This is a genomic window from Microbacterium sp. MMO-20 (genome assembly GCF_037147735.1).
In the GTDB taxonomy this organism is placed as follows: domain Bacteria; phylum Actinomycetota; class Actinomycetes; order Actinomycetales; family Microbacteriaceae; genus Microbacterium.
In genome coordinates, this window is record NZ_JBBCUU010000006.1 from 120,228 (window position 1) to 133,936 (window position 13,709).

Below are 13,709 nucleotides of genomic sequence, written 5' to 3' on the forward strand. Positions count from 1 at the left end.
CCCCGCGACCAGCCGCACCGAAGCTACGATCTCGGCATGAGCCGCGCATCCGCCCTCGATCCCATCGCCCTCCGCGTCTTCAACGCCCTCGAACCCGACGCCGCCGCGGAAGTCGTCGCCGTCTGGGCGGCGATCCCCGGGTGGGTGGACGCCGTCGTCGCGGGTCGGCCGTACGACACTGTCGACGCGCTCGCGGCGCGCGCCGACACGCTCGCCCGCGCGTGGACGCCCGCCGACTTGGATGCCGCGCTCGCGCACCATCCGCGCATCGGCCAGAGGCCGAGCGGCACCGGTGCCGCGGCGGCGGCGAGCACCCGCGAGCAGGCGTCGATGTCGACCGCGTCGGACGGCACCACCGAGGCGATCGCCGCCGGCAACGCCGCCTACGAAGAGCGCTTCGGACGGGTGTTCCTCATCCGCGCCGCCGGCCGCAGCCCCGAGGAGATGCTCGCCGAGCTCACTCGCCGCCTCGGCAACGACGACGAGGCGGAGGCCGCAGAGGCACTCGACCAGCTGCGTCAGATCGCCCTGCTGCGCCTGGAGGGGACGATCGCATGAGCCGCCTGACGACGCACATCCTGGATGCCACGGCCGGCGCCCCGGCATCCGGAGTCGAGGTGACGCTCCACGACGGCGCGGGCGCGGTGATCGCCTCCGGCCGGACCGACGAGGACGGCCGTCTCGCCCTCGGTCCCGAGACCCTCGAACCCGGCACGCACACGCTGACGTTCGCGACCGGCGATTACTTCGCCGCGCGAGGAGTCGCCACGTTCTACCCGAGCGTCACGGTCGCCTTCACGGTCGCCGAGCGTCCGCACTACCACGTTCCGCTCCTGCTGAGCCCGTTCGGCTACTCCACCTACCGCGGCAGCTGACGCGCGGACGGCTCGTAACACCTCAGCATCCGACGAGAAACGCGCGCGTGACACGCTCGCCCTAGCGTGCCGACATGAAGGTCATCATCATCGGCGCCGGCATCGGCGGGACGAGCGCGGGGATCGCGCTGCGCCGGCTCGGCCACGACGTCGTCATCTACGACCGGATGCGCGAGAACAAGCCCGTGGGCGCCGCGCTGTCGCTGTGGTCGAACGGCGTCAAGGTGCTCAACTGGCTGGGCCTGCGCGACGAGGTCGCCGCCCTCGGCGGGGACATGGCGACGATGGCCTACCGCGACGGGATCACCGGCGAAGTCCTGTGCGACTTCTCGCTCGATCCGGTCACCGCCCAGACCGGCCAGAAGCCGTACCCGGTCGCGCGCGCCGAGCTGCAGGCGCTCCTCATGCGCACGTTCGGGGAGGATGACATCCACCTCGGCCGGCAGGTCGTCGCGATCGCCGATGACGGGGCATCCGTCACCGTCACGTTCGCCGACGGCGAGACCGACACGGCCGACATGGTCATCGGCGCCGACGGCGCGCGCTCGCTGACGCGCGCCTACGTCCAGCCCGAAGGCGCGCCCGAGATCGTGCGCGAGTACTCGGGATACACGAACTTCAACGGCCTCGTGCCCGTGAACCCCGCGATCGGCGCGGCGGATGCCTGGACCACCTACGTCGGCGACGGCAAGCGCGCCGCGGTCATGCCCGTCGCCGGCGACCGCTTCTACTTCTGGTTCGACGTCCCGCAGCCGGACGGCATCCCGTACGACCCCGCCCACGGCACCGCGCCGCTGCACCAGGCCTTCGCCGGGTGGGCGCCCGGAGTCCAGGCGCTGATCGGCGCGATCGACCCGGCCGCATCGCTCAACCGGGTCGAGATCTGGGACATCACTCCGTTCTCCACCTGGGCGAAGGGTCGCGTCGCGATCCTCGGAGACGCCGCCCACAACACCGCCCCCGACATCGGCCAGGGCGCCTGCTCAGCCCTCGAGGACGCATTCGCGCTCGGCATCGCGTTCGCCACCAACACGGTCGGCATCGAAGACACGCTCCGCCGGTACGAGGCGATCCGGGTGGAACGCGCGGGAGAGCTCGTGCTGCGAGCGCGCAAACGCGGCGAGGAGACCCACGCCTACGACAGGGCCGCGACGGATGCCTGGTACGAGAGCCTCCGCGGCGCGGACGGTGTCGGCATCATCCGCGGCATCGTCGGCAACATCGAAGGCAGCCCCGTCAACCTCGGCGCGGGCGTGCTCTGAGCCGTACCGCGTCAGAGGCGCTGCGCGATCGCCGCTGCCACCGACAGCCACGCGTCGCGCGTCTCGGGCGACAGCGCGTCGAAATCGATCGGGCCGCCGTCGACGAGCGCGGCGTCGAACGGCACGTGCACGACGTCACCGGTGACCTGAGCGAAGTGGCGCTCGAGTCGCTCCGCGAGCTTGCGGTCGGGCTTCGCCGAGGGCGCGGCGAGGATCGTCACGGCCTCGTCGATCTTGTGGTCGAAGCCCTTCTCGCGCAGCCCGTCGAGCAGCCACGCAGCGGAGGCCGCGGTGTCTTCGCGGACGGTCGAGACGATCACGAGCTGGTCGGCCGCGGCGACCGCGGCGACCCAGTTCGAAGCGCGCATGTTGTTGCCGGTGTCGACGATGAGCAGGCGGTAGTACCGCGAGAGCACGCCATGCAGCCGGTCGAAGGCGGCGGCATCGATCGTGGACGACGCCGCGGCATCCTCGTCGGACGCCAGCACGTCGAATCGCGCGTCGACCTGCGTGCGCACATAGGTGTCGAGCGCGGCGAGGCTCGCCTGGCTGGGCTCGGCGAACGAGTCGAGATGCTCGAGCAGGTCGACCGCGGTGCGGTGGTGCGGGGCGTTCTGCGCACGCCAGCCGAGCGTGCCGCGGGTCTCGTTGTTGTCCCAGGCGAGGGTCGCGCCTCCGCGCTGCGTGCCGAACGTCGCGGCGAGCAGGAGCGTCGAGGTGGTCTTGTGCGCACCGCCCTTGGGGTTGAGGATCACGATCGTGCGCGGGCCGTCGAGGCGGCGCTGCACCGTGCGCTCGCGGTCGAGGCGGGATTGCTCGGCCTTGCCGGGGCGCGGCGAGATCGCCCCACCCGTCGCGCGGCGGATCGCACCCTGCCAGCCCTCGGTCGCGCGCGGCTTCGCGCGGTCGGCGCGCGAGTTCAGAAGGTCCTCGACGGTCGGGGTGGCGCGCGCGATCGGGTCGCGCTGCGCGCTCTCACGTCGCGCGAGGTCGCTGCGCAGAGCCGGCGTCGGCGTCGGCGTCGGCGTCAGCGTCGGCGCGGCATCCTGCGGCGCGGCAGACGCCGACGCCGATGCCGAGACCGCCGGTTCTTCACGAGCCGGCCGGTCATCGACCGTCGAGAAAGGGGCGTCTCGGCGAGAAGGGGTGTCTTCGACGCGCGGTGCCGCCACGGGGGCCGGGACGGGTGCGGAGGCGGGCTCTCCGTCGGCGGTCTCGGCGAGGGCGGTGGCCTCGATGAAGGTGCCGTCGGGGTGGACGATGAGCGGCCAGCGCACGTCGCCGTCGACGACGATCGCCGTCACGGGTTCACCGGCCGACGCGGCCATCTGCCGGATGGCCTCGACGATGCGCGCCCGCAGGGCGTCCTCGGTCGAGGCGAACACCTCGTCGACTTGACCTTCGAGGTGGATGTGCGCGAGCGTCCTCGACGCCAGCATCACGGTCGGTTCGGAGGTCGCAGTGCTCACGGGAGCCCTTCTGTCGGAGATCGCTCGACCCCGATTATCCCAGACCTAGACCCGGAACACGGCGTGCACGGGCCCGCACGCGGCCTGACCGCCGAGCCCGTCGAGCTCCATGATCACGGCGGTGCCGGCCAGCACGAGGCCGAGCGCGCCGAGCAGCTGCTGGCCTGCGCGCAGGGTGCCTCCCGTCGCGAGAATGTCGTCGACGAGCAGCACGCGCGTGCCGCGTGCCAGGTCGCCGCTCATCTCGATCGACGCGGTCCCGTACTCGAGCGCGTAGTCGACCGATGCCGCGGGACGCGGGAGCTTGCCCGCCTTGCGGATCGGAGCCATGCCGACGCCCGCGGCGACGGCCACGGCGCCGGCGAGGAGGAATCCCCGGGCCTCGACGCCCGCGACGACGTCGAACTCGTCGGCGAAGGGGCTGATGACGGCATCCACGACGGCGCGCATCGCGGCGGCATCCGCCAACAGCGGCGAGATGTCGCGGAAGAGGATGCCGGGTTCGGGGAAGTCGGGGATCGTCGCGATGAGCGATTCGGCACGGGCGAGGGCCTCGGTGGTCACCGGTCCAGCGTACGCTTCCCCTCGGCTTGCGTAAGCGCTTACACTCGTCTCATGACGTCGCAGCAGACCTCTTCCCTCCCGACCTCCCTCGCCCCCATCGGCGAGAACCGCCCCGGCGCCGAATGGTGGCGCACCGCCGTCATCTACCAGATCTACCCGCGCTCGTTCGCCGACGCGTCCGGCGACGGCATCGGCGACCTCGCCGGCGTCACGGCCCACCTCGACGACCTGCGGTCGCTGGGCGTGGATGCCGTATGGCTGAGCCCCTTCTACCGCTCGCCCCAGCACGACGCGGGCTACGACGTCGCCGACTACCGCGACGTGGACCCCCTGTTCGGTACGCTCGCCGACTTCGATGAGATGCTCGCCGCGGCGCACGACCGCGGCATCCGCGTGATCGTCGATCTCGTGCCGAACCACTCCTCCGACCAGCACGTGTGGTTCCAGGAGGCCCTCGCCGCCGAGCCCGGCAGCGCCGCGCGCGCTCGCTACCTCTTCCGCGACGGGCGCGGTCCCGCGGGCGACGAGCCGCCGAACAACTGGGAGTCGGTCTTCGGCGGCCCAGCATGGACCCGCACCGCCAACGCCGATGGGACGCCCGGCCAGTGGTACCTGCACCTGTTCGACTCCAGCCAGCCCGACTTCGACTGGGCGAACCCCGAGGTGCAGGAGGAGTTCCGCGGCATCCTGCGCTTCTGGCTCGACCGTGGCGTCGACGGCTTCCGCGTCGACGTCGCGCACGGCCTGGTGAAGACCGACGGACTGCCCGACCACCTGCCCCCCGTCGACGGCGACAGCATGGGTGGCCACGACGAGGCGCCGTACTGGGGTCAGGATGGCGTGCACGAGATCTACCGCGACTGGCACCGCGTGCTCGCCGAGTACGACGGTGATCGGGCGCTCTGCGCCGAGGCCTGGCTGCCGACCGTCGACCGGACCGCCGAGTGGGTGCGCTCCGACGAGATGCACCAGGCGTTCAACTTCCCCTACCTGATGACCGAGTGGGATGCCGCCGCGATCCGCGAGGTGATCTCCGAGTCGCTGCGCGCCTTCCCCGCCGTGGGTGCTCCGGCGACGTGGGTGCTGTCGAACCACGACGTCGTCCGCCACGCATCCCGCCTCGCCCTCACGGCCGAGAATCCGCAGGGACACGGCATCGGGCCGGATTCGCCCGGCAAGCCGATCCCCGAAGTGGGCCTGCGCCGCGCCCGCGCCGCGACGGCCGTCATGCTGGCGCTGCCCGGCTCCGCCTATCTCTACCAGGGCGAGGAGCTGGGCCTTCCCGAAGTCATCGAGCTGCCGGACGATGTGCGGCAGGACCCCACGTGGTTCCGCACGGACGGCGAGCGCTATGGGCGCGACGGATGCCGCGTGCCGCTCCCGTGGACCGCCGCGGCGCCCGCCTACGGCTTCAACGCGTCGGGGGCGGCGTGGTTGCCCCAGCCCGCCGAATGGGCCGCCCTCGCCCGCGATGTGCAGGAGGCGGACCCCGACTCGACGCTGTGGCTCTACCGCTCGCTTCTCGCGACGCGACGCGCCGAGGCACTCGGTGCCGGCGAGCTCTCGTGGCTGAACGGGTACGGCGACGACGTCATCGCATTCCGCAACGGGAATGTGACCGTGATCGCGAACGCGTCGGACGCACCGCTTCCGCTGCCGTCCGGAACCGTCCTGGTCGCGAGCGAACCCTTCGAAGGGGGCGCGCTCCCGGTCGACGTCGCGGTGTGGATGATCGCCGACTGAGGTGGCGAGCCTCGACGACGTCGCCCGCGCCGCGGGAGTCTCGACGGCGACCGTCTCGCGCGCCCTCAGCGGGCGCGGGCGCACGTCGGAGGCGACCCGCGCGCGCGTGCGCGCCGCGGCGGACGCGCTCGGGTACGTGGCATCCGCTTCGGCGTCGTCGCTCGCCTCGGGCCGCGCAGAGAACATCGGCGTCATCGTCCCGCTCATGGACCGGTGGTTCTTCGCGACGGTGCTCGACGGGATCGCCTCGCGGCTCGCGCCGCGCGGGTACGACATCACCCTCTACAACGTCGCCGCCGACCCCGGGCAGCGGCAGCGACTCTTCGACCGCACGCTCCGCCGCGGCCGCGTCGACGGCGTGATCGTGCTGTCCGTCGCCCTCACCGACGCCGAGATCGCCGCGCTCGACGCGCTCGAGCTGCCCGTCGTCGGGCTCGGCCTGCCGCGGGGCGAGCTCGGCGGTCTGCGCGTCGACGACACTGCGGTCGGGCGCGCGGCGACGGAGCACCTGCTCGGCCTGGGTCACCGTGACATCGCCCACATCGGTCAGAGCGTCGATGCGGGAGGCCCGTCGGATCCGGCGTACGACGTCCCCACGCGCCGGCGCCGAGGCTTCGAGGCCGCGATGGCGGATGCCGGGGCGACCCCCCGCTTCGTCCCGAGCGACTTCACGGTCGAAGGCGGTCGCCGCGCCGCGGTCGCGCTGCTGAGTGCGCCGACGCGGCCGACCGCGATCTTCGCCGCCTCCGACGAGATGGCGTACGGCGCGCTGACCGCGGCGCGCGAGATCGGACTGCGCGTGCCCGAGGACCTCTCCGTGATGGGCGTCGACGGCCACGATTTCGCCGAGCTCTTCGGTCTCACGACGATCGACCAGTTCCCGCACGCGCAGGGTGAGCGCGCCGGCGAGGCGATCCTCGCCGCCGTGGCCGGCGACGGCGAGCCGGTCGACACCTCGTCCTCCCTGCCGTTCGCGCTGGTCACCCGCCGCACCACCGCTCCCCCGCGCGCCTGACGCCGGGGCGAGCGTACAGAACTCCTCCTCTCCGTGACGAAACCGCTCGTCGAACCGTTTCGATCGAGCGCCGGGCCTCGAAATCGGAGGAGTTCTGCACGCCCTCTCTCCGCCGCCCCCGGATCGTGAGGAGCGTGGGCGGTTAGGGTCGGAGGGTGAGCATCGATCTCGAGGCCCTGTACATCGACCTGCATCGCCATCCCGAACTCTCGTTCCAGGAGACCCGGACGGCCGGCGTCATCGCGCGCGAGCTCGACGGCCTCGGCCTCGACTACACCGAGGGCCTCGGCAAGACCGGTGTCGCCACCGTCATCCGCAACGGCGACGGCCCCGTGGTGTGGCTGCGCGCCGACATGGACGCCCTGCCCGTCGAGGAGCAGACGGGTCTGTCGTACGCCTCCACCGCCCGCGGGATCGACCCCGCGGGCACCGACGTGCCGGTCATGCACGCCTGCGGCCATGACATGCACGTGACGGCTCTGCTCGGCGCACTCGAACGACTCGTCGCGACGAAGGACGAATGGGCGGGCACCGTCGTCGCGGTGTTCCAGCCGGCGGAGGAGTACGGCGCCGGCGCACAGGCGATGATCGCAGACGGTGTGCTGGGTGCCTATCCGAAGCCCGACATCGTCCTCGGCCAGCATCTGACGCCGCTCCCCGCGGGCGTCGTGGGCGTGCGGCCCGGCACCCAGATGGCCGCCTCCGACGGGATCACCGTGCGCCTCCTCGGTCGCGGCGGCCACGGGTCGCGTCCGCACGCGACGGTCGACCCCATCGTCATGGCGGCCGCGACCGTCATGCGCCTGCAGACGATCGTCTCGCGCGAGATCGACCCGCGCGAGATGGCGGTCGTGACCGTCGGCGCGATCCATGCCGGGCTGAAGAACAACATCATCCCCGCCGAAGCGACGCTCGAGCTGAGCCTGCGCTACCCCGACGATGCCGCCCGCGCCGACGTGCTCGCCCGCGTCGAGCGCATCGTGCGCGCCGAAGCCGCGGCATCCGGCGCCGCCGAGGAACCCGTCATCACGACGCTCCACTCGCTGCCGCCGACGATCAACGACGCGGATGCCACGGCGCGCCTCGTTGCCGCGTGGCAGCGTGCGTTCGGCGAGGGCAGTGTCGTCGACCCCGGTATGTTCACCGGAAGCGAGGACGTGTCCTGGTTCGCCCGCGAGGCCGACGTGCCGCTCGTGTACTGGTTCTGGGGCGGCCTCGATCCCGAACGCTTCGCCGACGCCGTGGCCCGTGGCGCGGTCAACGAGGAGATCCCGACAAACCACTCGCCGTACTTCGCTCCCGTCCTCCACCCCACGATCGAACGGGGGGTCGACGCGCTCGTCGTCGCCGCGCGGGAGTTCCTCGCATGAGCTGGTCCGATCTCGGACTTCCCGAGGCCCCCGAGCCGAGCGGCAACGAGGCCCCCGCCCCGCGCCCCCGCCGCGAGCCGAAGCCGCCCAAGCCCCCGAAGCCGCCCAAGCCGCCGCGCGAACCGCGCGATCGAGGCGATGACGGCGACGGCGGATCGCGGACGCCGCTGATCCTCGGGATCATCGCGGGGGTTCTCCTCGTCGCGGTCGTCGTGACGCTCGGGATCGCGTTGACCCGTCCCTCCTCCGACGCGAACCCCACGACCCCGCCGACGTCGGATCCCGCGAGCGCTGCGCCGACGGCGCAGCCGACGAGTACGGCGACGTCCTCGCCCGACGACGTCGGCGCCCCCGTCGCCCTGCAGTTCGCCGGCACCGGCTTCACCCTCGTCGACGCGAACAAGAAAGCGGTGTTCACCTACCAGTGGCGCGATAAAGTCGACGGCGCCGTCGCCGCGCTGACGAAGGCGTTCGGGGCCGCGCCGACGCAGCGCGTCGAGGCGGGTGACGGCACGAGCTATCCCGACTACACCATCTATCAGTGGGACGGATTCCTGCTGTACGACATGGTCGACGGCACCGGCGGCGCGCAGCGCGCGACGTTCACGCAGCCCTCCTACGCGACGTTCTCGCGCACCGACGTCGGCGAGATCAGGCTGACGGCCGAGCACGGCATCGCGATCGGCGCGACGGTGGATGCCGTACGTGCGGCCCGCCCCGACAAGGAGATCCCCCGCGGCAGCGCCGGCTCGATCCGCTTCGTCTTCGACCTCGCGCGCTCCAAGGCCGGCCCGCCGGTGCAGTACAGCATGGTCGTCGACACCGACGGCACATCCGTCACCGCGGTGCTGTACTACTTCGCCGCCGGTTCCTGAGGCACGGCATCCGTCTCGGCGCCCTCGCGCGCGTCGACCACGTCCTGCCCGGAAAGGAGCCCCGGCAGCCCGCGGCCCCGCCGGGTCCGGAGCATGACGATGAGGGATGCCGCGGCGAAGACCCACGACAGCGCCGCCCAGCCTCCCGGCAGAAGCGACAGCAGCAGGTAGCCGCCGATCCCGCCGACGAATCGCAGGGGCCGGGCGAGCGGCTGCGGCACAGGACCGCCGCGGTAGCGCAGCTCGACGGCGGCGTCGCCGACCGTCCGACCCGTCGTGAGCACCATCACGCCCCAGATCGCGATCGGCACGACGTTCGCCGTCACCTGCGCAAGCGTGCGGTCGACGACCGCGGCGTGGTAGCGCACGACGTACTCGAGCACGACCTGCACGCCGACGCCGAGAGCGCCACCGACGAGCACTCACCCGAGCACGTCGCAGACCATGCCGAGCAGGCGCCGACGCCGGGTGACGGGGCGGGCGCGCGCGGCACCGTCCACGACGGCGGGCCCGCGCATCCGCCGCGGGACGACGAGCGCCAGGAGCGACCCCAGCACGGCGCCGACGGTGTTGGTGAGAAGGTCGTCGACGTCGAAGACGCGGTACGCGCACGGATAGAGACCCCACACCCCCGTCAGCTGCGTCGTCTCGACGACGAGCGAGACCCCGAACCCGACGAGGAGAGCGACGAGGATGCCGCGCCCACCCAGCACCCGCAGGAAGAACCCGAGCGGGAGGAACAGCAGCACGTTGAGCGCGAGGAAGTAGACGAGGGCGGCCGCCCAGAGCAGGGATCGACCCAGTGTGAGGCGCCCGCGACGGCGATAGCTCAGCGCGACGAACGGCACGAACAGCGCGGTACCCACGAGCACGCCGAGGCCGATCGCGACCGCAGCGGAGTACGCCTCGTTGCCCATGCATCGATCCTCGCAGGCCCCTGGATTGCGCACGGACCGCCGGGCGCGTAATGTCCGACGCCGTGACCGATGACAATCGCGCCGACGACCGGGCGCCGGCGGACGAGACCCCGATCGCCAAACGCATCCTCATCGGCGAGCCGCTGACCAGCGAAGAGCTCGAAGGTCAACTGCTCCCGAAGAAGATGGCGCTGCCGATCTTCGCCTCCGATGCTCTCTCCTCCGTGGCCTACGCGCCGCAGGAGCTGCTGATGATCCTGTTGATCGGTGGCACCGCGTTCCTCGCGTTCAGCCCCTGGGTCGCTGCAGCGGTCGTCGCGCTCCTCATCGTCGTGGTGCTCAGCTATCGGCAGCTCATCAAGGCGTACCCGTCGGGCGGCGGCGACTACGAAGTGGCCCGCACGAACCTCGGCGAGAAGGCGGGGGTCGTCGTCGCCGCGGCGCTCCTCGTCGACTACATCCTCACGGTGGCGGTGTCGGTGGCATCCGGCGTCGACAACATCATCTCGGCGCTGCCCGGGCTCGACCCGTGGCGGGTGGAGCTCGCGGTCGGCTTCGTGGTCCTCATCATCCTCGTGAACCTCCGTGGCGTCCGCGAGGCGTCGACCGCCTTCGCCATCCCGACGTACCTGTTCATCGGGTCGGTGCTCCTCATGATCGCCACGGGGCTCGTGCGCTGGATGCTGGGGGATGCGCCCATCGCGGAGAGCGCCCAGTTCGCGGTACAGGCCGAGGACCTCAGCCAGGCCGCCGTGATCCTGCTGATCCTGCGCGCGTTCTCCTCGGGCTGCTCCGCCCTGACGGGCGTCGAGGCCGTCTCGAACGGCGTGCCCGCGTTCCGCAAGCCCAAGGTGCGCAACGCCCAGACGACCCTCGTGCTCATGGGTTCGATCGCGATCATCATGTTCGCGGGCCTGACTCTCCTCGCCCTCGTGGCCGGTGTGCACTACGCCGAGAATCCCTGCAACCTGATCGGCTTCGATTGCAAAGCCGCGGTGCAGCCGAGCCTCATGGCCCAGGTCGCCGCCGCCACTTTCGGAAACGGCAGCATCCTCTTCTTCGTGATCCAGGCGGCGACGGCGGCGGTGCTGCTCCTCGCGGCGAACACGGCGTTCAACGGCTTCCCCCTGCTGGGCTCGGTCCTCGCCCGCGACGGCTACGCCCCGAAGGCGCTCAACACGCGCGGCGACCGTCTGGTCTACTCGAACGGCATGATCATCCTGGGCCTTGCCGCCGTGCTCGTCCTCGTGATCTTCCAGGCGAAGCTCACGGTGCTGATCCAGCTCTACATCATCGGCGTCTTCGTGTCGTTCTCCCTCGGCCAGATCGGCATGGTGAGGCACTGGCGGCGCGAGCTGCGGCTGCTCTCGCCCAAGGCGGTCGGCGAACGCCGAGAGGCGTGGTCGGGTCTGTTCATCAACTCGCTCGGCGCGACCTTCACCGTCGTCGTGCTCGTGATCGTGACGATCACGAAGTTCACGCACGGCGCCTGGCTCGTCTTCCTCGCGATCCCCGTGCTGTCGTTCCTCATGATCGGCGTGCACCGGTACTACCGCGACGTCGAGCACGAGATCGAGATGGACGACGACGTGCACTTCGGCGCGTCCGGGGACGTCGCGATCGTCCTCGTCGGCAAGCTGCAGAAGCCCGTCGCGAAGGCGCTGGACTACGCCCTCGCCGCGAAGCACGACAAGACGATCGCGGTGCACATCGCCGTCACGAACGACGACGCGCGTGCCGTGCAGGACGACTGGGCCTTCCACCACATGCCCATTCCGCTCCTCGTCATCGAGTCGCCCTACCGCCAGTACGCGGCGCCGCTCGCGCAGTTCATCGCGCAGTACCGCGAAAAGCACGGGTCGTCCGTCGTCACCGTCTACCTGCCGCAGTACATCGTCGGGCACTGGTGGGAGAGCATGCTGCACAACCGGCGCGCCCGCCGCATCGCGCAGCAGCTCATGCTCGTGCACGGCGTGCAGATCACGCTCGTACCGTGGCTGCTCGACTCGTCGGAGCTCATCTACGGCCGCCGCTCGCGCCCGCTGCCCGGCGACGACCGCGCGGGCCGCGTCGCGACGTACGGCCTGGTGGCCCACACCGACGATCAGCCGTAGGCGCCGGCATCCCCGGCGTCGGCCCTCTTGGAAAGGTGGAGCATATGCGGGGGTGAATCGCGCCGGCCCCAGCATCTGCGCCACTCATTTCCCATCCCGCTGCGGCGGTGAAGGAAAAGTGGCGCGTGTGCGAGGGTCAGGGGCGGGGAGCCCGGCGTTCGCGCCACCTGTTTCCGTGAGCGGATGCCGCGTCATGCCCCGCGCCCGGCGGACGCACGGGGCGTAGCCTAGAGGGGTGACGACCGCGACCTCCGAGACCTCCGCCGCCGCGGCGACCGACCCGCTCGATGCCGCCGCGTTGAAGCAGGACTTCCCGATCCTCGCCGAGCAGGTGAACGGGCATCCGCTCGTCTACCTCGACTCCGGCGCGACGAGCCAGCGTCCGCGCGCCGTTCTGGATGCCGAGCGCGACTTCCTCACGCACACGAACGCCGCCGTGCACCGGGGCGCGCACACGCTCGCCGCGGAGGCCACGGACCTGTTCGAAGACGCCCGCGCAACGGTGGCGGGCTTCGTCGGGGCGGCTCCCGAGCAGTTCGTCTGGACGAGCGGCGCCACGATGGGCCTCAACCTCGCCGCGTACTCGCTCGGCGCAGCACTGCGCCTCGGCCCCGGCGACGAGATCGTCACGACAGCGATCGAGCACCACGCGAACCTCATCCCGTGGCAGGAGCTCGCCGCCCGCACGGGTGCGACGGTCCGGTACGTCCCTGCGCACGAGGACGGCACCCTCGACCTGGGCGCCGCCGCCGAGCTCATCGGCGAGCGCACCCGCATCGTCGCGTTCACGCACGTCTCGAACGTGCTCGGCATCGTCAACCCCGTCGAGGAGCTCATCGCACTCGCGCGGGAAGTCGGGGCGCGCACGGTGATGGATGCCTGCCAGTCCGCCCCCCACCTTCCCCTCGACCTGCCCGCGCTGGGCGTCGACCTCGCTGCCTTCAGCGGCCACAAGATGATGGGCCCCTACGGCGTCGGCGGCCTCTACGGCCGCGCCGACGTGCTCGAGTCGATGCCGCCGTTCCTCACCGGCGGGTCGATGATCACGACCGTGACGCTCGAGGGTGCACAGTATCTCCCCCCGCCGCAGCGGTTCGAGGCGGGCACGCAGCCGATCGGACCGGCGATCGGACTCGCCGCAGCCGTCCGCTACCTCGGCGGCATCGGCCTCGAGCGCATCCACGCGCACGAGGTCGCGCTCGCCGAGCGGATGCGCGCGGGACTCGCCGAGATCCCCGGCATCCGCCTGCTCGGCGACGCCGACGCGCCGCGCGTCGGGCTCTGGTCGTTCGACGTCGACGGCGTGCACGCGCACGACGCGGGTCAGTTCCTCGATGCGCGCGGCATCGCGGTGCGTGTCGGTCACCACTGCGCGGCGCCGCTGCACGCCCGCTACGGCGTCACCGCGTCGGTGCGCGCCTCGACAGCCCTGTACAACACCCCCGATGATGTGGATGTCCTCCTCGATGCCGTCAGCGGCATCCGTCCCTATTTCGGAGCCTGAA

At 71.6% G+C, this 13,709-nt stretch carries 13 protein-coding genes; 9 read left to right on the top strand and 4 right to left on the bottom strand.

Going from position 1 to position 13,709, the window contains the following annotated elements; translation table 11 throughout:
* Window positions 1-36: 36 nt before the first annotated feature.
* From uraD to hpxO, 3 genes are all read left to right on the top strand, one after another.
* Window positions 37-558, top strand: coding sequence for a 2-oxo-4-hydroxy-4-carboxy-5-ureidoimidazoline decarboxylase (gene uraD / locus WFI52_RS09735; RefSeq protein ID WP_336627077.1), 522 nt, complete (start codon window positions 37-39; stop codon window positions 556-558).
* Entirely contained in the window at window positions 555-875 is a 321-nt protein-coding gene (uraH, locus tag WFI52_RS09740) for a hydroxyisourate hydrolase (protein ID WP_336627076.1), read from the top strand. Before uraD ends, uraH begins: the two co-directional genes overlap by 4 nt.
* 74 nt (window positions 876-949) lie before the next feature.
* Window positions 950-2,137 carry an FAD-dependent urate hydroxylase HpxO gene (gene hpxO, locus WFI52_RS09745; protein WP_336627075.1) on the top strand — a complete coding sequence of 396 codons (1,188 nt, stop codon included), beginning with the start codon at window positions 950-952 and terminating at the stop codon, window positions 2,135-2,137.
* Window positions 2,138-2,148: 11 nt separating this feature from the next.
* On the opposite strand, the gene WFI52_RS09750 is transcribed toward hpxO, so the two are convergent.
* A complete protein-coding gene (locus tag WFI52_RS09750) occupies window positions 2,149-3,606 on the bottom strand; it encodes a MinD/ParA family ATP-binding protein (protein WP_336627074.1) in 1,458 nt (485 codons plus the stop codon).
* A 45-nt stretch (window positions 3,607-3,651) separates the two neighbouring features.
* Window positions 3,652-4,170 (bottom strand): adenine phosphoribosyltransferase, encoded by a 519-nt coding sequence (locus tag WFI52_RS09755; protein ID WP_336627073.1) that lies wholly within the window; start codon window positions 4,168-4,170, stop codon window positions 3,652-3,654.
* Between the two features lie 51 nt (window positions 4,171-4,221).
* Here WFI52_RS09755 and WFI52_RS09760 point away from each other — a divergent pair, with 51 nt between their 5' ends.
* The 4 genes from WFI52_RS09760 to WFI52_RS09775 all read left to right on the top strand — a co-directional run bounded on the left by WFI52_RS09760 (window position 4,222) and on the right by WFI52_RS09775 (window position 9,173).
* On the top strand, window positions 4,222-5,913 hold the full coding sequence (locus WFI52_RS09760) for a glycoside hydrolase family 13 protein (protein WP_336627072.1): 1,692 nt from the start codon (window positions 4,222-4,224) through the stop codon (window positions 5,911-5,913).
* 1 nt (window position 5,914) lies between these two features.
* Window positions 5,915-6,928 carry a LacI family DNA-binding transcriptional regulator gene (locus WFI52_RS09765; protein WP_336627071.1) on the top strand — a complete coding sequence of 338 codons (1,014 nt, stop codon included), beginning with the start codon at window positions 5,915-5,917 and terminating at the stop codon, window positions 6,926-6,928.
* A gap of 155 nt (window positions 6,929-7,083) precedes the next feature.
* Window positions 7,084-8,298 carry an amidohydrolase gene (locus WFI52_RS09770; RefSeq protein WP_336627070.1) on the top strand — a complete coding sequence of 405 codons (1,215 nt, stop codon included), beginning with the start codon at window positions 7,084-7,086 and terminating at the stop codon, window positions 8,296-8,298.
* Window positions 8,295-9,173, top strand: a complete 879-nt coding sequence (locus tag WFI52_RS09775; RefSeq protein ID WP_336627069.1) for a hypothetical protein — start codon at window positions 8,295-8,297, stop codon at window positions 9,171-9,173. Before WFI52_RS09770 ends, WFI52_RS09775 begins: the two co-directional genes overlap by 4 nt.
* Here the strand turns inward: WFI52_RS09775 and WFI52_RS09780 are convergent.
* Together WFI52_RS09780 and WFI52_RS09785 are read right to left on the bottom strand one after the other, a co-directional pair.
* Entirely contained in the window at window positions 9,152-9,595 is a 444-nt protein-coding gene (locus WFI52_RS09780) for a hypothetical protein (RefSeq protein WP_336627068.1), read from the bottom strand. The two genes, WFI52_RS09775 and WFI52_RS09780, sit on opposite strands and share 22 nt — an antisense overlap.
* Window positions 9,596-10,090 (bottom strand): VanZ family protein, encoded by a 495-nt coding sequence (locus WFI52_RS09785; RefSeq protein WP_336627067.1) that lies wholly within the window; start codon window positions 10,088-10,090, stop codon window positions 9,596-9,598. It lies immediately after the preceding gene.
* Between the two features lie 50 nt (window positions 10,091-10,140).
* Here WFI52_RS09785 and WFI52_RS09790 point away from each other — a divergent pair, with 50 nt between their 5' ends.
* Window positions 10,141-12,204 carry an APC family permease gene (locus WFI52_RS09790; protein WP_336627066.1) on the top strand — a complete coding sequence of 688 codons (2,064 nt, stop codon included), beginning with the start codon at window positions 10,141-10,143 and terminating at the stop codon, window positions 12,202-12,204.
* 235 nt (window positions 12,205-12,439) lie between these two features.
* On the top strand, window positions 12,440-13,708 hold the full coding sequence (locus WFI52_RS09795) for an aminotransferase class V-fold PLP-dependent enzyme (protein WP_336627065.1): 1,269 nt from the start codon (window positions 12,440-12,442) through the stop codon (window positions 13,706-13,708).
* The last annotated feature ends 1 nt before the right edge of the window (window position 13,709 follow it).

Bases quoted from the DNA above. Each gene is read 5' to 3' on its own strand.
- WFI52_RS09775 (WP_336627069.1), top strand. From the start codon at position 8,295: ATGAGCTGGTCCGATCTCGGACTTCCCGAGGCCCCCGAGCCGAGCGGC.
- uraD (WP_336627077.1), top strand. From the start codon at position 37: ATGAGCCGCGCATCCGCCCTCGATCCCATCGCCCTCCGCGTCTTCAAC.
- uraH (WP_336627076.1), top strand. From the start codon at position 555: ATGAGCCGCCTGACGACGCACATCCTGGATGCCACGGCCGGCGCCCCG.
- WFI52_RS09785 (WP_336627067.1), bottom strand. From the start codon at position 10,090: ATGGGCAACGAGGCGTACTCCGCTGCGGTCGCGATCGGCCTCGGCGTG.
- hpxO (WP_336627075.1), top strand. From the start codon at position 950: ATGAAGGTCATCATCATCGGCGCCGGCATCGGCGGGACGAGCGCGGGG.
- WFI52_RS09790 (WP_336627066.1), top strand. From the start codon at position 10,141: ATGTCCGACGCCGTGACCGATGACAATCGCGCCGACGACCGGGCGCCG.
- WFI52_RS09760 (WP_336627072.1), top strand. From the start codon at position 4,222: ATGACGTCGCAGCAGACCTCTTCCCTCCCGACCTCCCTCGCCCCCATC.